Source organism: Streptomyces sp. WAC05292 (genome assembly GCF_003949955.1).
GTDB lineage: Bacteria > Actinomycetota > Actinomycetes > Streptomycetales > Streptomycetaceae > Streptomyces > Streptomyces globosus.
In genome coordinates, this window is record NZ_RPSE01000108.1 from 1 (window position 1) to 16,804 (window position 16,804).

Annotated in this window: 17 protein-coding genes and 2 pseudogenes; 8 read left to right on the forward strand and 11 right to left on the reverse strand. The window is 74.1% G+C overall.

Annotated elements, in window-relative coordinates:
- The 5 genes and pseudogenes from ureC to EF903_RS14555 form a co-directional block, all read left to right on the forward strand.
- Positions 1-284: pseudogene (gene ureC / locus EF903_RS14535) on the forward strand (urease subunit alpha); the annotation flags it as partial.
- Complete coding sequence (locus EF903_RS14540; protein WP_125543643.1) at positions 284-961, forward strand: urease accessory protein UreF; 678 nt, start codon at positions 284-286, stop codon at positions 959-961. The pseudogene ureC and the gene EF903_RS14540, both read left to right, overlap by 1 nt.
- Before the next feature lie 89 nt (positions 962-1,050).
- Positions 1,051-1,737 carry an urease accessory protein UreG gene (gene ureG / locus EF903_RS14545; protein WP_125543644.1) on the forward strand — a complete coding sequence of 229 codons (687 nt, stop codon included), beginning with the start codon at positions 1,051-1,053 and terminating at the stop codon, positions 1,735-1,737.
- Entirely contained in the window at positions 1,734-2,525 is a 792-nt protein-coding gene (locus EF903_RS14550) for an urease accessory protein UreD (RefSeq protein WP_260615293.1), read from the forward strand. The genes ureG and EF903_RS14550 overlap by 4 nt, the downstream gene beginning before the upstream one ends.
- 197 nt (positions 2,526-2,722) lie before the next feature.
- The gene (locus EF903_RS14555) at positions 2,723-4,384 is read left to right on the forward strand and encodes an alpha/beta hydrolase (RefSeq protein ID WP_125543645.1); all 1,662 of its coding nucleotides are present in this window, start codon (positions 2,723-2,725) and stop codon (positions 4,382-4,384) included.
- Positions 4,385-4,453: 69 nt separating this feature from the next.
- Here EF903_RS14555 and EF903_RS14560 read toward each other — a convergent pair whose 3' ends face one another.
- From EF903_RS14560 to EF903_RS14580, 6 genes are all read right to left on the reverse strand, one after another.
- Positions 4,454-5,164, reverse strand: a complete 711-nt coding sequence (locus tag EF903_RS14560; protein WP_125543646.1) for a 1-acyl-sn-glycerol-3-phosphate acyltransferase — start codon at positions 5,162-5,164, stop codon at positions 4,454-4,456.
- A 145-nt stretch (positions 5,165-5,309) separates the two neighbouring features.
- On the reverse strand, positions 5,310-5,468 hold the full coding sequence (locus EF903_RS34055; RefSeq protein ID WP_185902661.1) for a hypothetical protein: 159 nt from the start codon (positions 5,466-5,468) through the stop codon (positions 5,310-5,312).
- Between the two features lie 32 nt (positions 5,469-5,500).
- On the reverse strand, positions 5,501-6,460 hold the full coding sequence (locus tag EF903_RS14565) for a cytochrome c oxidase assembly protein (protein WP_125543647.1): 960 nt from the start codon (positions 6,458-6,460) through the stop codon (positions 5,501-5,503).
- Between the two features lie 91 nt (positions 6,461-6,551).
- Complete coding sequence (locus EF903_RS14570) at positions 6,552-7,577, reverse strand: 6-phosphofructokinase (RefSeq protein ID WP_125543648.1); 1,026 nt, start codon at positions 7,575-7,577, stop codon at positions 6,552-6,554.
- A gap of 203 nt (positions 7,578-7,780) precedes the next feature.
- A complete protein-coding gene (locus EF903_RS14575) occupies positions 7,781-8,509 on the reverse strand; it encodes a type 1 glutamine amidotransferase (protein WP_114056547.1) in 729 nt (242 codons plus the stop codon).
- 21 nt (positions 8,510-8,530) lie between these two features.
- Complete coding sequence (locus EF903_RS14580; protein WP_125543649.1) at positions 8,531-9,769, reverse strand: MurT ligase domain-containing protein; 1,239 nt, start codon at positions 9,767-9,769, stop codon at positions 8,531-8,533.
- A gap of 123 nt (positions 9,770-9,892) precedes the next feature.
- On the opposite strand from EF903_RS14580, the gene def reads away from it, so the two are divergent.
- Positions 9,893-10,456: a peptide deformylase gene (gene def, locus EF903_RS14585; protein ID WP_125543650.1), complete on the forward strand. Its 564-nt coding sequence runs from the start codon at positions 9,893-9,895 to the stop codon at positions 10,454-10,456.
- 55 nt (positions 10,457-10,511) lie between these two features.
- Here the strand turns inward: def and EF903_RS14590 are convergent, their stop codons facing one another.
- The gene (locus EF903_RS14590) at positions 10,512-11,156 is read right to left on the reverse strand and encodes a TetR family transcriptional regulator (RefSeq protein ID WP_125543651.1); all 645 of its coding nucleotides are present in this window, start codon (positions 11,154-11,156) and stop codon (positions 10,512-10,514) included.
- Positions 11,157-11,347: 191 nt separating this feature from the next.
- On the opposite strand from EF903_RS14590, the gene EF903_RS14595 reads away from it, so the two are divergent.
- A complete protein-coding gene (locus tag EF903_RS14595) occupies positions 11,348-12,574 on the forward strand; it encodes an acyl-CoA dehydrogenase family protein (protein ID WP_125543652.1) in 1,227 nt (408 codons plus the stop codon).
- Here the strand turns inward: EF903_RS14595 and EF903_RS14600 are convergent.
- A complete protein-coding gene (locus EF903_RS14600; protein ID WP_125543653.1) occupies positions 12,571-13,350 on the reverse strand; it encodes a hypothetical protein in 780 nt (259 codons plus the stop codon). The genes EF903_RS14595 and EF903_RS14600 overlap by 4 nt on opposite strands.
- Before the next feature lie 64 nt (positions 13,351-13,414).
- Entirely contained in the window at positions 13,415-13,852 is a 438-nt protein-coding gene (locus EF903_RS14605) for an SRPBCC family protein (protein ID WP_125543654.1), read from the reverse strand.
- A gap of 154 nt (positions 13,853-14,006) precedes the next feature.
- Here EF903_RS14605 and EF903_RS14610 point away from each other — a divergent pair, with 154 nt between their 5' ends.
- Positions 14,007-14,192 carry a DUF5999 family protein gene (locus EF903_RS14610; RefSeq protein ID WP_125543655.1) on the forward strand — a complete coding sequence of 62 codons (186 nt, stop codon included), beginning with the start codon at positions 14,007-14,009 and terminating at the stop codon, positions 14,190-14,192.
- A gap of 164 nt (positions 14,193-14,356) precedes the next feature.
- Here EF903_RS14610 and EF903_RS14615 read toward each other — a convergent pair whose 3' ends face one another.
- Together EF903_RS14615 and EF903_RS34060 are read right to left on the reverse strand one after the other, a co-directional pair.
- Positions 14,357-16,459 carry an NB-ARC domain-containing protein gene (locus EF903_RS14615; RefSeq protein WP_185902662.1) on the reverse strand — a complete coding sequence of 701 codons (2,103 nt, stop codon included), beginning with the start codon at positions 16,457-16,459 and terminating at the stop codon, positions 14,357-14,359.
- An 83-nt stretch (positions 16,460-16,542) separates the two neighbouring features.
- Positions 16,543-16,804: pseudogene (locus EF903_RS34060) on the reverse strand (hydrolase); the annotation flags it as partial.

Below are 16,804 nucleotides of genomic sequence, written 5' to 3' on the forward strand. Positions count from 1 at the left end.
GCCCCATGTACGGCGCCCACGGCCGCGCCCCCGCCCTGAACTCGGTCAACTTCACGGCGCAGGCCGCGATCGACGACCGCCTGCCCGAGCGGCTCAGCCTCGGCAAGCGCTTCGCGGCCATCGACAGCACCCGCAAGACGGGCAAGGCCGACATGCGCAACAACGACGCCCTGCCGCGCGTCGAGGTGGACGCCGACACCTTCACCGTCACGATCGACGGCGAGGCCGTCGAACCCGCGCCCGTGGCGGAGCTGCCCATGGCCCAGCGGTACTTCCTCTTCTGATGGGCGGCCCCGCAGCCCTGCTCGTCCTCGCCGACGGCCGGTTCCCCGCCGGAGGGCACGCCCACTCCGGCGGCGCCGAGGCCGCCTGCAAGGCGGGCCGCATCCGCGACGCCGCCACCCTGGAGGACTTCTGCCGCGGCCGCCTGCACACGGCCGGGCTCACCTCCGCCGGTCTCGCCGCTGCCGCCGCCCTCGGCCTCGAAACCGCTCTCCTCGACGCGGCCGCCGACGCCCGCACCCCCGCGCCCGCCCTGCGCACCGCGGCCCGCCGCCTCGGCCGGCAGCTCCTGCGCGCCGCCCGCGCCACCTGGCCCTGCCCCGAACTCGACGCGCTGGCCGCGGCCTTCCCGCGCGGCGCCCACCAGCCCGTCGTCCTGGGAGCCACCGCCCGGGCGGCCGGGCTCGGGCCCGCCGAGGCCGCGCACGTGGCGGCGTACGAGAGCATCAGCGGGCCCGCGACCGCCACGGTGCGGCTCCTCGGCCTCGACCCGTTCGAGGCGAGCGGCGTGCTCGCGCGCCTTGCCGGCGAGGCCGACGCCGTGGCCGGCCGGGGCGCGGCGGCCGCCCGCGCCGCGCTGACCGAAGGTCCCGGCGCCCTGCCCGCCTCCTCCTCGCCCCTGCTGGAGATCGCCGCGCAGACCCACGCCGCATGGCCGGTCCGGCTCTTCGCCTCCTGACCCTTCCTGACGCTCCCCGACCGCTCCTGCCCCCTCCTGACGCTCCCTGACTCCTCCCGCCCTCGCGCCCCACTCCCCGGAGACCCCGTATGCACCTCGACCACGGCACCGCCTACCCCGAGCGCCATACCCACGGAGCCGGGCCCCTCCGTGCGGACGGCTCCCGCCGCGCCCTGCGCATCGGGCTCGGCGGACCCGTCGGCTCCGGCAAGACGGCCACGGTGGCCGCGCTGTGCCGGGCCCTGCGCGCCGAGCTGTCCATGGCCGTCGTCACCAACGACATCTACACGCGCGAGGACGCCGAGTTCCTGCTCCGCGAGGCCGTCCTGCCACCCGAGCGGATCACCGCGGTCGAGACCGGGGCCTGCCCGCACACCGCCATCCGCGACGACATCTCCGCCAACCTGGAGGCCGTCGAGGAACTGGAGGAGGCCCTCGGCCCGCTGGACCTGATCCTCGTCGAGTCCGGCGGCGACAACCTCACCGCCACCTTCTCCCGCGGCCTCGTGGACGCCCAGGTCTTCGTCATCGACGTGGCCGGCGGCGACGACATCCCCCGCAAGGGAGGACCGGGCGTCACCACCGCCGACCTGCTGGTCGTCAACAAGACCGACCTCGCCCCGCACGTCGGGTCCGACCTGGACCGGATGGCCCGCGACGCCGCCGACCAGCGCGGCCCGCTGCCCGTCGTCTTCCAGTCCCTGCGCGGAGCGGACGGCGTCGCCCCGGTCGCCGCGTGGGTCCGCGAGCAGTACGCGGCCTGGGCCGTACGGTGACCGGCGCGCCGCCCGCCGCGGCGCCGGCGGGCGTGCGCGCCACCGCCCGGATCCGCGCCGTCGCCGACGGCCGCGGCGGCACCGCCCTGCCCGTCCTCGCCGGCGAGGGGCCGCTGGCTCTGCGCCGGGTCCGCAGCGGCGCCGGCTCCCGTGGCGAGGCCGGCGTCATGCTGGTCGGCGCGATGAGCGCTCCGCTCGGCGGCGACAGCCTCGCCGTCGACGCCGAGGCCGGCCCGGGGGCGCGCCTCGCCGTGGGCACGGCGGCCGCCACGCTCGCCCTGCCCGGCCGGGGCGGCGCGCCCGCCCGGTACGGCGTACGCCTGGCCGTCGCCGCGGGGGCCGCGGTGCGCTGGCTCCCCGAGCCGCTCGTCTCGGTCCGCGGCAGCGACTTGGCGGTGCACACCCGTGTCGAACTCGCCGCCGGGGCGCGGCTGGTGCTGCGCGAGGAGCAGGTGCTGGGGCGCACGGGGGAGGAGCCGGGCCTGCTGCGCAGCCGGCTCACCGCCGACCTGGACGGCCGGCCGCTGCTGGACCAGGAGCTGGCCTGCGGGCCGGGCGCACCCGGCGGCTGGGACGGGCCGGCCGGGCTGGCCGGGCACCGGGCGGTCGGTCAGCTCCTCGTGGTGGAGCCGGAGTTCGCCGCGGCGCCGCCCGAACCGGCGGTGCTGGGGGAGTACGCCGTGGCGGTGCCGCTGGCGGGGCCGGCCGTGCTGGTCTCGGTGCTCGCGCCCGACGCGCTGGCGCTGCGCCGGGTGCTCGATGCGGCGTGTCGTACGTACGGTCGGTGAGGGCCGGGACAATCCGGGACGGCAGGGGTACCGCTCAGCGGTGTCCGCCTGTCCGGTTATCGGCTTGGCAAAGAACCGGACCGTGACCTGTTGTCAGCCGCGTTCCAGGCGAAAGGATCCTGCTTGCACGCGCACGACCAACCCGACCCGGCCCGGCCGACCTCGGACGGGCCGCACGATGCAGGGGGAACGACCACGTGACAAGCAAAGCGGCGCTGGGGAGCGCCGCCTTCTCCATCACCGCGGCCCTGGCCGCCGGGCTGCTGCTCGCCCCGCCGGCCTCCGCCGCGCCGTCCCGGGGCGGCACCGTTCCGGAGGCGCTCGGCGTGGAGATCGCCGCCGCCCGCGCCGCACGCGCCGGGATCGACTGGAAGGACTGCCCGGCCGACTGGGGCCTCGCCGCCCCGATCCAGTGCGGCTGGGTCAAGGTCCCGCTCGACTACGCCAAGCCGTTCGGCAAGACCATCGACATCGCGGTCGACCGCGCCGTCAGCACCGGCACCAAGGAGGAGCGCCAGGGCGCCCTCGTCTACAACCCGGGGGGACCCGGCGGCTCCGGCCTGCGCTTCCCCCGCAGGTCGACGACCAAGTCGCCGCTCTGGGTGAACACCGCGAAGGCGTACGACTTCGTGGGCTTCGACCCGCGCGGCGTCGGCCACTCGGCTCCCATCTCCTGCATCGACCCGCAGGAGTTCGTACGGGTCCCCAAGGCCGACCCGGTCCCGGACACCGAGGCCGACAAGACCGCCCAGCGCAAGCTCGCCGCCGAGTACGCGGACGGCTGCAAGGAGCGCAGCGGCGAGATGCTGCCGCACATGACCACCCCGAACAGCGCGCGCGACCTGGACGTCATCCGCGCCGCCCTCGGCGAGCGGAAGCTGAACTTCCTCGGCGTCTCGTACGGCACCTACCTCGGCGGCGTCTACGCGACCCTGTTCCCGACCCACGTGCGCCGCATGATCGTCGACAGCGTGGTCGACCCGTCCCGGGAGAACATCTGGTACGAGGCCAACCTGGGCCAGGACGTCGCCTTCCAGACCCGCTGGAACGACTGGCTCGACTGGGTCGCCAAGAACGACGCGGCCTTCCACCTCGGCGGGACCCGCGCCGCGGTCGAGGCGAAGTGGCAGCAGCTGCGCGCCCAGGCGAAGGCCAACCCGCTCGGCGGGGTCGCCGGCCCGGCCGAACTCATCAACTTCTTCCAGGCCGCCCCCTACTACGACTCCTCCTGGGTGCCGGTCGCGCAGGCCTTCAGCGCCTGGGCCGCGGGCGACCCGCAGCCGCTGATCGAGGCGATCACCCCGGACATGTCCGACGTCCGGGGCAACGCGGCCGCGGAGAACGGCAACGCCGTCTACACGGCCGTGGAGTGCACCGACGCCAAGTGGCCCACGAGTTGGACGAAGTGGGACCGCGACAACACGGCGCTGCACGCCAAGTACCCGTTCCTGACCTGGTCGAACGCCTGGATGAACCTGCCCTGCGCGACATGGAAGTCCAAGCAGCACACCCCGATCGAGGTCGGCGCCCGCCGCGGCCTGCCGCCCGTCCTCATCGTCCAGTCCGAGCGCGACGCCGCCACCCCGTACCGGGGCGGGGTCGAGCTGCACCGGCGCCTCGCCGGCTCGCGCCTGATCACCGAGCGGGCCGCCGGCTCGCACGGCGTGACGAGCCTGGTGAACCCCTGCATCAACACCCGGGTCGACGCCTACCTGCTGCACGGGAAGGTCGACGCCCGGGACGTGGTCTGCGACCCGCACGCCACCCCGGTCGCACCGGCCCCGGCCGCCGCACGGTCGCTCGCCGAGGACCCCGCGGCGCAGTTCCCGCCCCGCGAGGAGCTGCCCGTCGTCCGGTGACCCCCGGTACGGCCCCGCGGCGGCGGTGAGACCCGCCGCCGCGGGCGCCGCACCCGCGCCGAGGACGGCTCAGCGCGTCCTGCGCCGGGCCGTCTTCCGCGCCTCCTCCGCCTCCGCCTTCACCTCGGCGGCGTACCGGTCGACGTACTCCTGGCCCGACATCTCCAGGATCGCGTACATGATCTCGTCGGTGACGGCGCGCAGCACCGCCCGCTCGCCCTCCATCCCGGCGTACCGCGAGAAGTCCAGCGGCCGGCCGAAGCGGATGGTGACCCGCCGGATCCTCGGGATCTTCCGGCCCGGCGGCTGCACCTCGAACGTGCCGACCATCGCGCACGGCACCACGGGCACCCCCGCGCCCAGCGCCATCGCCGCCACCCCGACCTTGCCCTTGTACAGCCGCCCGTCGTGCGAGCGGGTGCCCTCGGGGTAGATCCCCAGCAGCTCGCCGCGGGAGAGCACCTCCAGGCCCTCGCGCAGCGCGGCCCGGCCGGCCTCCTTGCCCGACCGGTCGACGGGGATCTGGCCGGCGCTGCGGAAGAAGAAGGCGGTCAGCCGGCCCTTCAGCCCGGGCCCCGTGAAGTACTCGGCCTTCGCGAGGAAGGTGATCCGCCGCCGGAGGACCGCGGGCATGAGGAAGTGGTCGGAGAAGGACAGGTGGTTGCCCGCGACGATCGCCGCCCCCTCGTCCGGGACGTACTCCAGCCCCTCGATCCGCGGCCGGAACAGCAGCCGCAGCAGCGGCCCCAGGAACACGTGCTTGAGCAAGAGGTAGAACACCGGCAGCTCCCGTCGCCCCGTCCCGTCGTCACCGCCATCGTACGGACGGACGGGCGCCCGGGACGGCGCGGCAGCGCGGCAGTGCCGCGGCACGGCGGCGGCCGGCAGGCCGGAAACCGGCCCGGGCCGCGGTGCGCGGGCGCCCTCAGCCGCTGCGGGACGCGCCCATCGCCGCGGTGAGGAGCCCCAGGACGACCCAGCCGAACCACAGCCAGCCGTTGCTGCCGAGGGCCACGGAATAGGTGGCGACGGCCACGAGGGCGGCGAAGGTCATGACGGCCATCGCCTTGACGGAACCGGTCATGCCCCATGGTGGCGCGCGGAGGCGCCCGCGCGCTACTGACGCGCGCGAAGCGACGCCAGATACGCGTTGTACGCCTCCAGCTCGGCGTCGCCGTCGCGGTCCGCGGCCCGGTCGGAGCGCTTCGCCGCCCGCTGCTCGGAGTGGTACCACTGGTACATCAGGGCGATCAGCACCAGCACCGAGGGGATCTCGCTGAAGGCCCAGGCGATGCCGCCGCCCCACTGCTGGTCGAGCAGGGGGTCGATGCCGAGCGAGGCCGGCGGGTTGCTGTAGGTCCCGATCATCGGCTCGCTCGCCATCATCAGCGCGATGCCGAAGAAGGCGTGGAACGGCATCCCGGCGAAGAGCTCCAGCATGCGCATCACGTAGCCGGGCCGGTGCGGGCCCGGGTCCACGCCCATGATCGGCCAGAAGAACACCAGGCCGACGGCCAGGAAGTGGACCATCATCCCGATGTGCCCGGGCTTGCTCTCCATCAGGAAGTCGAAGAGCGGCGTGAAGTACAGGGCGTAGAGGCTGGCGATGAACATGGGGATGGTGAACGCCGGGTGGGTGACCACCCGCATGTAGCGGCTGTGCAGCAGCGCCAGCAGCAGCTCCCGCGGGCCCTTGCGGCCGCGGCCGGCGGGCGGAAGCGCGCGGAGCGCGAGCGTCACCGGGGCGCCCAGCAGCAGCAGGATCGGCGACAGCATGCTGATCACCATGTGCTGCACCATGTGCACGCTGAACATGACCATGCCGTAGTCGTTGAGCTTGGTGCACATCATCAGCGCCACGCTCAGCACGCCCGCGCAGAAGGCGACGATCCGCCCCGCGGGCCAGGCGTCCCCGCGCCGCTTGAGCCGCACCACACCCCACAGGTAGAGGCCGAGGCCGACGAGCGAGCCGATCAGGAAGAACGCGTCGAAGGAGAACTCCAGAGCACGGCCCAGCGTGAACGGCGGCAGGTCCATGTGCGTGTGCATGCCCGAGCCGTGACCGCTGTGATCCATCTGTTCACTCCCTTGACCGTGGTGCCCCACCACAGTAGTGCCGCCCCCGTACGCGCTTGCGTCCGGGGGCGGCGACAGAAGGGGAGAAAGGTCACAGAACCGTCTGCGCCTCGGCGTAGCGCTCCGCCGGGACCGTCTTCAGGCTCTCCACCGCACGGGCGAGCGGCACCATCTCGATCTCCGTGCCGCGCAGCGCGGTCAGCATCCCGAACTCGCCGCGGTGCGCCGCCTCCACCGCGTGCCAGCCGAAGCGGGTGGCCAGCACCCGGTCGTACGCGGTCGGGGTGCCGCCGCGCTGGACGTGGCCCAGGATGACCGGGCGGGCCTCCTTGCCCAGGCGGCGCTCCAGCTCCACCGCCAGGATGTTGCCGATGCCGGCGAAGCGCTCGTGGCCGTACTGGTCGGTGCCGCCCTCCGCGTACTCCATGGTGCCCGGCCGCGGCTTCGCGCCCTCGGCGACGACGACGATCGCGAACCGCTTGCCCGCGGAGAAGCGCTCGCCGACGATCCCGGCCAGCTCCTCGATGTCGAACGGCCGCTCCGGCACGACGATGGCGTGTGCGCCGGCCGCCATGCCCGAGTGCAGGGCGATCCAGCCGGTGTGGCGGCCCATGACCTCCACGACCATCACGCGCTGGTGGGACTCGGCGGTCGTCTTCAGCCGGTCCAGCGCCTCCGTGGCGACGCCGACGGCCGTGTCGAAGCCGAAGGTGACGTCCGTCGAGGCGATGTCGTTGTCGATGGTCTTCGGCACGCCCACGATCGGCAGGCCGCCCTGCGAGAGCAGGTTCGCCGCCTTCAGCGTGCCCTCGCCGCCGATCGGGATGATGGCGTCCAGGCCGAGGTCCGCGACGTGTCCGCGGGCCCGCTCCACGCCGTCGCGCAGGTGCGCGGGCTGGACGCGGGAGGAGCCGAGGATGGTGCCGCCGCGGGCGAGGATGCCGGCCACCGCATCGAGGTCGAGCTTGCGGTAGTCCGCCTCAAGGAGCCCGCGCCAGCCGTCGTGGAAGCCGATGACCTCGTCGCCGTGGTCGACGACGGCGCGGTGCACGACGGAGCGGATGACGGCGTTGAGGCCGGGGCAGTCGCCACCGGAAGTGAGCACACCAATGCGCATGGCAGGAAGACCTTTGCAACGTGGGCCGACGACCGGACCACGTCGTCCGGTTGGAACTACCCGTCACCCTACTAGCGGATCGGCACCGGACTGAACCATCGTCCGCATGACGGTCGGGTTCCTCGTGCGAACGCACATCGGCCCGGACCCCCGAGGGGAATCCGGGCCGAACGCCGGGCGTACCCGGGGTTACGCCGCCGGGGTCACGCGGGCTGCGTGGCCGCGGCGATGCGCTCCGCGCGCAGCGCGTCGTACCAGCGGTCGTCGATGGGCGGCAGCGCGTTCACGTCGAGGGCCAGCTTCAGCAGCAGGTCCGCGATGAGCGGGTTGCGCGCCATGACGGGGCCGTGCATGTACGTGCCGAACACCGTTTCGTTGTACGCGCCCTCGGTGCCGTCGCCCGTGCCGTTGCCGCGGCCCAGGCGGGTGCGGGCGAACGCCTTGGCGCCGGGGCCGAGGTGCGTGACGCCCTGGTGGTTCTCGAAGCCCGTCAGCTGCGGCAGGCCGAGCTGAGGGTCGATGTCCGCGAGGACGTCGCCGACGCAGCGCTCGCCCTCGCCGCGGACGGTGACGACGTCCAGCAGGCCGAGGCCCTGCTGCCGCTCGCCCATGTCGTTGACGAACTCGTTGCCCAGGATCTGGTAGCCGGCGCACACGGAGAACACGATCGCCCCGTTCGAGACGGCCCGCTCCAGGCCGCCGTCGCGCACCAGGCGCTCGGCGGCGAGCCGCTGCGGGCGGTCCTCGCCGCCGCCGATCAGGTAGATGTCGCCCGAGGTCGGGATCGGCTGGTCGCTGCGCACGTCCACGCGCTGCACGTCCAGGCCGCGCCGGCGCGCCCGGCGCTCCACCACGAGAACGTTGCCCTGGTCTCCGTACGTGCTGAGCAGGTCGGGGTAGACCCACACCAGGCGCAGGCTGTTGTCGCTCATGCTCTTGTCCTCTATGGGTGGCTAGTTGCCGACGCGGCGGCGCACGTCCTGGAAGGCGGTGTAGTTGGCGATCAGCTCGATCTGGCCGGGCGGGGCGAGCTGCACGGCCTCGTCGAGCGTCTCGCAGACCCGGAAGTCCAGCCCGGCGACCTCGAGGCGGACGGCCAGGTCGAGCCGCCGGTCGCCGATCACGAAGATCGGGTGGCCGGCGAGGCGCGGGTAGTCCACGTCCCACAGCCACGAGGTGTCCGTGCCGTCGGCGCCGCGGGCGTTGACCGAGAGGATCACCGGGGCGGGCGGCTGGTCGATCAGCGAAAACGTTTCGAGCCAGCCCGCCGGGTTCTTGGCGAGCAGCAGCCGCAGCTCACGGTCCTGGAACCGCACCACGTCGTACCGGCCGGCGACCGCCTGCACCTGGTACATCCGCTCCAGCGCGACCTGCGGCGGCACACCGAAGACGGCGGCCACGGCGGCCGAGGTGGCCGCGTTCGCCTTGTTGGCGCGGCCCGGCAGCTGGAGGCTGATCGGCCACGCCGAGCCGTGCGGGTCGAGGACGTGGTCGCCGGAGAGCACCCAGCTCGGGGCGGGCCGGCGGAAGCCGCACTCGCCGCAGAACCAGTCGTCCCCGGGCCGCTGCATCACGCCGCCGCAGGAGGGGCACGACCAGGCGTCGTCCTTCCACTCCTGGCCGGCGGCCACCCACACCACGTTCTGGGAGGAGGAGGCCGACCACACGATCAGCGGGTCGTCACAGTTGGCGACGATGACCGCCTTGGAGCCGGCCAGGCCCTCGCGCCACTTCTCCGCGAGCATGCGGGTCTCGGCGGCGCGGTCCAGCTGGTCGCGCGAGAGGTTCAGCAGCGCGATCGCCTTCGGGGTGACGTCCCGGGCGACTCCCGCCAGGTACTTCTCGTCCACCTCGATGACGCCGTACTTGGCGTCCGAGCCGCCCGCGAGGGCGGAGGTGATGCCGGCCGGCATGTTCGCCCCGAGGGCGTTGGAGACCACCGGCCCGCTGGCCCGCAGGGCCTCCGCGATCAGGCGCGTCGTCGTGGTCTTGCCGTTGGTGGCGGAGACGAGGACGACGTCGAGGTGCTGCGCGAGTGCTCCGAGGAGGTCGGGGTCAAGTTTGAGTGCGACCTTGCCGCCGATCACCGATCCGCTTCCGCGCCCCGCGGCCCGCGACACCGCCGCCGCGGCCCTGCCCGCCGTCACGGCCAGTTTGGCGCGCGGCGAAAGCGGCTCTGTGTTGCCTGCCATCGTCCCTAGTCCTCCTTGCGTCGACCGGCCCCAGCCTATCCAGTACCGGCCGGGGCCCTGACCGCGGCGCCCCCGGACAGCCGCGGATCTCCTCATATATTCGCCCGTCGTAGGCTTACGGCCATGCGACAGCGCGTCATCCCCGGGACTTCGGGCACCGTCCGCACCATGAGCATCCTGGGCGATCCGGTGCTCCACTCGCCGTGCGCGGAGGTGACCGATTTCGGCCCCGACCTCGGCGCGCTGGTCGAGGACATGTTCGCCACCATGTACGCCGCCGAGGGCGTCGGCCTGGCCGCGAACCAGATCGGCGTGGGGCTGCGGGTGTTCGTCTACGACTGCCCCGACGACGAGGACGTCCGGCACGTGGGCCACGTCGTCAACCCGCGCCTCGTCGAGGCCGGAGGCGACGAGTACCTCGGCCCCGAGGGCTGCCTCTCCCTCCCCGGCCTGGAGGCCGGCACGCCCCGCTTCGACCGGGCGGTCGTCGAGGGGACCACCGCGGACGGGGACCCGGTGCGGATCACCGGCACCGGGTTCTTCGCCCGCTGCCTCCAGCACGAGTGCGACCACCTCGACGGCACCGTGTACGCGCAGCGGGTGGCCGGGATGCGGGGCCGCCGGCTGCGGCGGGCGATCCGCAGGACGCCCTGGGGCGCCCGCGGCCTGCACGCGCTGGGGCGCTGACCCCGGGGCGGGCCGCGCACCGGCCGGGCACGCCCGGTGTGCGGCCTGAGGCGGCCTAGAAGCCGGGGCCGTCCGGCCGGTCGCCGGCGGTGGCCAGCCGGCCCCACAGCAGGTCGGTCAGGCCCGAGACCAACTCCTCGCGCGTGCACGGGCGTTCGCCGAGCCACCAGTCGCCGGCCGCGTGCATCATGCCGACGATCCCGTGCCCCCAGATGCGGGCCAGCCGCTCGCCGCCGGGGCCGAGGTCCACGCGCTCGCTGATCACCTCGGCCAGCTCCTCGCCGAGCCGGCGCAGGAGGGGGGCGGAGTGCCGGCCGACGTCGAAGCCGGTGTCGGCGCCGTGCGAGTCCTCGGTCGGATGCATCAGGAAGCGGTAGACCTGCGGGCGGGCCTCGATCGCCGCGAGGTAGGTGTGCAGGGTGGACTCCACCCGGCGGCGGCGCTCGGCGGGCGCGTCGAGCGCCGCCCGCAGCGAGCCGAGCAGGGCGTCGGTGTGCCGTACGGCGAGGGCCTGGTAGAGACCGGCCTTGTCGCCGAAGTGCCGGTAGAGGATCGGCTTGGTGATGCCGGCCTCGGCGGCGATGGCGTTCATGGACGCCTTGGGGCCGTCCCTGAGGACGACGCGGTCGGCCGCTTCGAGCAGCTCCCGGCGGCGGCGTTCGGCCGTGCCCGGTTCGCCGGCCTGCTGCGTGGTGTCCATGACGTGTTCTCTCCCCGCCCTTGCGATGGTGCGTGACGCCCACGCAACGTAACACCCCGGGCACCTCGGCAGATGAACCGGCCGGTGGGGGACGGTCCGCGCTTGACACTGACTACTCACCGGTAACAGACTGTGGCCACCGTAGAGGTTACCGCCAGTAACGCACTGGCGGGCGCGTTGTTGGAGGGGACATGGCGGAGTTCACCATGGAGCTCAACGAGGACCAGAGGCAGGTCCGGGACTGGATCCACGGCTTCGCCGCCGACGTCATCCGGCCCGCCGCCGCCGAGTGGGACGAGCGGGAGGAGACGCCCTGGCCCGTCATCCAGGAGGCCGCCAAGGTCGGCATCTACTCCCTCGACTTCTACGCCCAGCAGTTCTTCGACCCCACCGGCCTCGGCGTCCCGATGGCCATGGAGGAGCTGTTCTGGGGCGACGCGGGCATCGCCCTGTCGATCGTCGGCACGGGCCTCGCCGCCATCGGCGTCCTCGCCAACGGCACCGAGGAGCAGATCGGCACCTGGATCCCGCAGATGTACGGCACCCCCGACGACGTGAAGGTCGCCGCTTTCTGCTCCTCCGAGCCCGATGCCGGCTCCGATGTCGGCTCCATGCGCACCCGGGCCGTATACGACCAGGCCAAGGACGAGTGGGTCCTGAACGGGACGAAGACCTGGGCCACCAACGGCGGCATCGCCAACGTCCACATCGTCGTCGCCGTTGTCGATCCCGGCCTCGGCACCAAGGGGCACGCCTCCTTCATCGTCCCGCCCGGCACCCCCGGCCTCTCCCAGGGCCAGAAGTTCAAGAAGCACGGCATCCGCGCCTCCCACACCGCCGAGGTCGTCCTGGAGGACGTGCGGGTCCCCGGGTCCTGCCTGCTCGGCGGCAAGGAGAAGCTCGACGAGCGGCTCGCCCGGGCCCGCGAGAGCGCCCGGGCCGGCGGCGAGCGCGTCAAGAACGCCGCCATGGCCACCTTCGAGGCCTCCCGCCCCGCCGTCGGCGCCATGGCGGTGGGCACCGCCCGCGCGGCCTACGAGGTCGCCCTCGACTACGCGAAGACCCGCACCCAGTTCGGCCGGCCGATCATCGACAACCAGGGCGTCGCCTTCCAGCTGGCCGACATGCGCACGCAGATCGACGCGGCCCGCCTGCTGGTCTGGCGAGCCTCCTGGATGGCGGTCGCCGGGCGGCCGTTCACCTCCGCGGAGGGCTCCATGTCGAAGCTGTACGCGAGCGAGGTCGCCAAGAAGGTCACCGCCCAGGCCGTGCAGATCCTCGGCGGCAACGGCTACACCCGCGAGTACCCGGTGGAGCGGATGCACCGCGACGCCGCCATCTACACCATCTTCGAGGGCACGAGCGAGATCCAGCGCCTGGTCATCGCCCGCACCCTCTCCGGCATGCCGATCCGCTAGCGGGTCGGCCGGTCCAGCGGCCGCAGGCAGCGCAGGGAGCCGTCCTCCGGGGTGTACTCCAGGGCGGCGATGTAGTCGCCGCCCGCGCAGGGGGCCGGCTGGACCCGGTACTGGGCGTCGGGCGAGGAGCAGTCCACGACCAGCAGCTTCTGCTCCTTCCAGTCGCCGACGTTGCGCACGCACTGGCCCGTGGCCAGCGGCTGCGGCATCCCGCCGCCGCCGGCCAGCAGGCCGACGACGATCAGCGTCGGCAGCGCGAACGACACCAGCACGACCGCGGCGAGCACGAGCAGGGCCGGCGGACGGCGCCACAGCGGCTTCCCCGGGTCCAGTGGCCGCAGGATGCCGTTCGCCGGGGGCGGAAGCCGGTAGTAGGCCGCCCGGGGGCCCAGGTTCATCAGCAGGGTCACCGGGGCGGCGAACAGCGACAGGGGCCCCCACCAGCCCTGCCAGAGGGTGTCCGACTGCATCCGGCGGTAGGTGGCGAGCCCGCAGTCGCGGCACAGCGGCCCCTCCGTGCGCAGGAAGCGCATCAGCACGACCATGCCCTGGTGTCCGCGCACCGTCCCGTGCACCGCGGGCACCGAGCCGCACATCCGGCAGTCGGGCACCCCCGCCGGGCCGACGGGCATCCCGTACGGGCCCTGCGGCGCCACCGGGGGCGGCCCGGGCACCGGCGGGTACGGGCCCTGCCCCTGCCGCGGGACGTAGGAGCCGTACGGCGGCCCGTGCTGCGCGTACGGGCCTGCGCCGTGCTGCGGGGGCGGAGTGGCCACGGGTTCCTCCTCGGTGCTGCGGCGGCCGCCGGAAGCGGTGATCACGGAACCCTAGCCCGGAATGTCAGGTACGCAGCAAACGGACGAGCGCGCGCCCGAACAGCAGCCGCCCGGCCGCCGCGACCAGCGGGTCGAACGGCCGGCCGAACCCCCGCACCCGCAGGTCCTCGCGCCACAGCACCTCGGCCCCGCCGCCCTCCATGGGGCGCACCTCGATCTCCGCCCACCCGAGGACCACCCGACCGCGCTTCACCAGCCGGACGGTCCCCTCCCGCCCGTCCGACGGGGGCCGCCACGACACGACTTCCATCGGGTCGTCGAACGTGAGCCGGCCCACTCCGGTGCGCGCCGTGAAGCGGGTGCCGACCCCGGTCGGCGGCGGCGTCTCGACGGTCGTCCGGGTCAGCGGGACCTGCGTGCCGTGCCGCTCCCAGTCGGTGAGCCGCCGCCAGGCCTCGCCGGGCGGCAGACGCGTACGGTGAACGATGCGGATACCGGGCATGAGCGCATCGTAGCCGGGCATACACACCCCGAACCGGACGGCCGAAACGGGTTCCGTCCGGGGGTGGCCATCGGCAATACTCACGGCCACCGTGGATCGCGGAACCGACCGGGTGACCGCCGGCCTCCCGCGCCACACAGCGAGGAGGTGCGCCATGTGCTCCCACCAGCCCCCCTGCCCGTCCGCCGACAGCGCAGACCACGATGCCGCCCGCGTGGTGGCCTCCCACCCCGAACAGGGTTGGAGCCTGCTGTGCAACGGCCTCCTGGTCTTCGACGACACCGGCGAACTGCTCCCCGACGGCCGCGTGGTGGGACCCCGCCGCCCGGCCCTGGTCTGAGCGAGGAGGCCGCATGCGCCAACAGCTGATCCGCAAGCCCGTCCCGAAGCCCGCCCCCCGAGACCTGGACCTGCGCACGCCGTCGGGAAGACCGCTCCCGTACTGACGGGAGCCCCCTCGGCAGCACGTCCGCAGCAGTGCCTCCGGCTCCCGCCGGCTGCCGGTCAGCCGGTGGGAGCCGCCGCGCCTCCCAGGAAGGCGCTCTCGTAGGCCGCGTCGCCGATCGCCGCCCGTGCCTGCCGCTCGCCCTGCTCGCGCAGGGCCGTCAGCGAGGGTGAGCCCATCTGGGGCCGCCCCACCGTCCGCCACCAGGCGTGTCCCGCGCCGAGCAGCCGGGCCGCGAGCTCGCCGTCGCCGAGCGCCGCCACCGCCGCCGCGAGCAGGTCCAGGCCCAGCGCGATCCCGATGCGGTCGCCCAGCAGCCGCTTCCCCGACAGCATGGCCCGCACGTGCCGGGCGGCCTCCTCCGGGTGGCCGAGCCCGAACGCCGCGACGGCGAGGACGTAGTCCGCGTATGCCCGCAGCCAGCGCTCGTCGAGGTCGGCGCACGCCTCGCGCAGGCCGCGCGCCTCCTCGGCCGCCTCCTCGTACCGGCGCAGGTCGCACAGGGCGTACCCGGTGACCAGCCGGCACAGCAGCCGGCCCGGCCCGTCCTGCGGCCCCCCGTGCCCGGCCCGGGCCCGCGGCCCGGCGAGCTCCAGGGCCCGCCGCGGGTCGCCGGGCAGCATCAGAGCCGCCGCGTACAGGTGGGCGGCCCGCAGAGCCCGCTCCGGGTCCTGCACCCCGTCCGCCAGGCGCGTGCACTCCTCGCCGAGCCGCCGTGCCGTGTCCATGTCGCCCTGCAGCAGGGCGGTCAGCCCGAGGGCCCACAGCGCCTGGGCGCGGTCCGGTCCCGCGGGCGGGCCCTCCTCCAGGGCCCGCTCCAGGAAGCCGCGGCCCTCGTGGACGTGCCCGCAGGAGAACCAGAAGAACCACAGCGCCCCCGCCATCTCCAGGGCCGCCGCGGGGTCGGTGCCGAGCAGGTGCTCCAGCGCCGTCCGCAGCTGGGGGTGCTCGGCGGTCATCCTGCGGTACCAGTCGACCTGCCGCGGGCCGATCCAGCCGCGGTCGGCCGCCCGGGAGAGCGCGGCGTACCAGTGCGCGTGCCGGTCGGCGACCGCCCGCACCTCGCCGAGCTCGCCCAGCCAGTCGTGGCCGTACTCGCGGATCGAATCCAGCATCCGGTAGCGGGCCCCCGCGCCCCGCTCCTGCAGCCGGCGCACCACGGACTTGGCGACGAGCCCGGAGAGCACCCGCTCGACACGGGCAGCGGAGAGCGGGCCGCCCGAGCAGACGGCCCGCGCGGCCGCCACGTCGAAGTCGCCGGTGAAGACGGACAGCCGGGCCCACAGCAGCCGCTCCAGCGGTTCGCACAGCTCGTGGCTCCACCCGATCGCCGTCCGCATCGTGCGGTGGCGGGGCGGCCGTCCGGGCCGGCCGCCGGAGTCGGCCAGCACCTCGAAGCGGTCGCCGAGGCGCTGCGCCATCCGCTCCAGCGGCCACGTCCGCAGGCGGGCCCCGGCGAGCTCCAGGGCGAGGGGGATGCCGTCGAGGCGGCGGCACACCTCGGCGGCGAGGGCCGTCCGGGCGGGGTCGTCGAAGACGGCGGCCGTGCGCGGGGAGGCGGCCAGGGCGCGGTCGCGGAAGAGGGCGAGGGCGTCGCTGTCGGAGCCCTCGCAGGGCAGCGGGGACAGCTCGACGACCTTCTCGCAGGGGCTGCCCAGCGGTTCGCGGGAGGTGACGAGGACGGTCAGGTCCGGGGCGGACTGCAGGAGTTCGCCGGCGAGGTGGCGGCAGTCGGCCACCATGTGCTCGCAGGTGTCGAGGACGAGGAGCAGCTCCTTGTCGGCCATCCAGGCGCACAGTTCCTCGTCGAGGGGGCGTGCGGAGTGGTCGGCGAGTCCCACGGCGTGGGCGACGGTCATGGTGAGCAGTGCGGGGTCGCGCAGCGGCGAGAGGTCCACCCACCAGACGCCGTCGGGGCGGGCCTGTTCCGGGTGGGAGGCGGCGCTCAGGGCGAGCCGGGACTTGCCGACGCCGCCGACGCCGGTGAGCGTGACGAGCCGGCGGGTGTGCAACAGGAGGTGTAACGCGGTGAGTTCCTCCTCCCGGCCGATGAAGCCGGCGGGCTCCGGCGGGAGGTTCCCCGGTGGTGCGGAGGCTGCGGGACCGGGGTCGCCGTCCGCGGAATCCGCCGGTCTGTTGTTGAACGAGTACTCTCCGAACACGGGAGTATTGTGCGTGATCTTCGCGATCCGACGTGCCGTTACGCCCGGATCGCTGTCACCTCGCCGATGTCCCTCCGGGCCGTTCATCCCGCCAGTACGATGCGCCGGCGCTCGGAGAAGGCGCCCCAGGTGCCGTCCGGCAGCCGGGCGCGCAGCCGCAGTTCCCACACGGTGCCCGGCGGCTCGGTGACGGTGAGGCGGTGCGCCGCCTGTCCGGCCGGCACCGCACCTGCACCGAATTGGATGACGGTGACGGGCTTGCCGTTGACGTGCAGTTCGTACGCCTCGGTGGGCCGGCCGGTGTCGGGGGCGGTCCAGGCGAGGTCGACGGCGCCGGGGGAGGGG

Excerpts from the sequence above, each read along its gene's own strand:
- EF903_RS14540 (WP_125543643.1), top strand. The coding sequence starts at position 284 with ATGGGCGGCCCCGCAGCCCTGCTCGTCCTCGCCGACGGCCGGTTCCCC.
- ureG (WP_125543644.1), top strand. The coding sequence starts at position 1,051 with ATGCACCTCGACCACGGCACCGCCTACCCCGAGCGCCATACCCACGGA.
- EF903_RS34055 (WP_185902661.1), bottom strand. The coding sequence starts at position 5,468 with ATGACCGGTTCCGTCAAGGCGATGGCCGTCATGACCTTCGCCGCCCTC.
- EF903_RS14565 (WP_125543647.1), bottom strand. The coding sequence starts at position 6,460 with ATGGATCACAGCGGTCACGGCTCGGGCATGCACACGCACATGGACCTG.
- EF903_RS14570 (WP_125543648.1), bottom strand. The coding sequence starts at position 7,577 with ATGCGCATTGGTGTGCTCACTTCCGGTGGCGACTGCCCCGGCCTCAAC.
- EF903_RS14575 (WP_114056547.1), bottom strand. The coding sequence starts at position 8,509 with ATGAGCGACAACAGCCTGCGCCTGGTGTGGGTCTACCCCGACCTGCTC.
- EF903_RS14580 (WP_125543649.1), bottom strand. The coding sequence starts at position 9,769 with ATGGCAGGCAACACAGAGCCGCTTTCGCCGCGCGCCAAACTGGCCGTG.
- def (WP_125543650.1), top strand. The coding sequence starts at position 9,893 with ATGCGACAGCGCGTCATCCCCGGGACTTCGGGCACCGTCCGCACCATG.
- EF903_RS14590 (WP_125543651.1), bottom strand. The coding sequence starts at position 11,156 with ATGGACACCACGCAGCAGGCCGGCGAACCGGGCACGGCCGAACGCCGC.
- EF903_RS14595 (WP_125543652.1), top strand. The coding sequence starts at position 11,348 with ATGGCGGAGTTCACCATGGAGCTCAACGAGGACCAGAGGCAGGTCCGG.
- EF903_RS14605 (WP_125543654.1), bottom strand. The coding sequence starts at position 13,852 with ATGCCCGGTATCCGCATCGTTCACCGTACGCGTCTGCCGCCCGGCGAG.
- EF903_RS14610 (WP_125543655.1), top strand. The coding sequence starts at position 14,007 with ATGTGCTCCCACCAGCCCCCCTGCCCGTCCGCCGACAGCGCAGACCAC.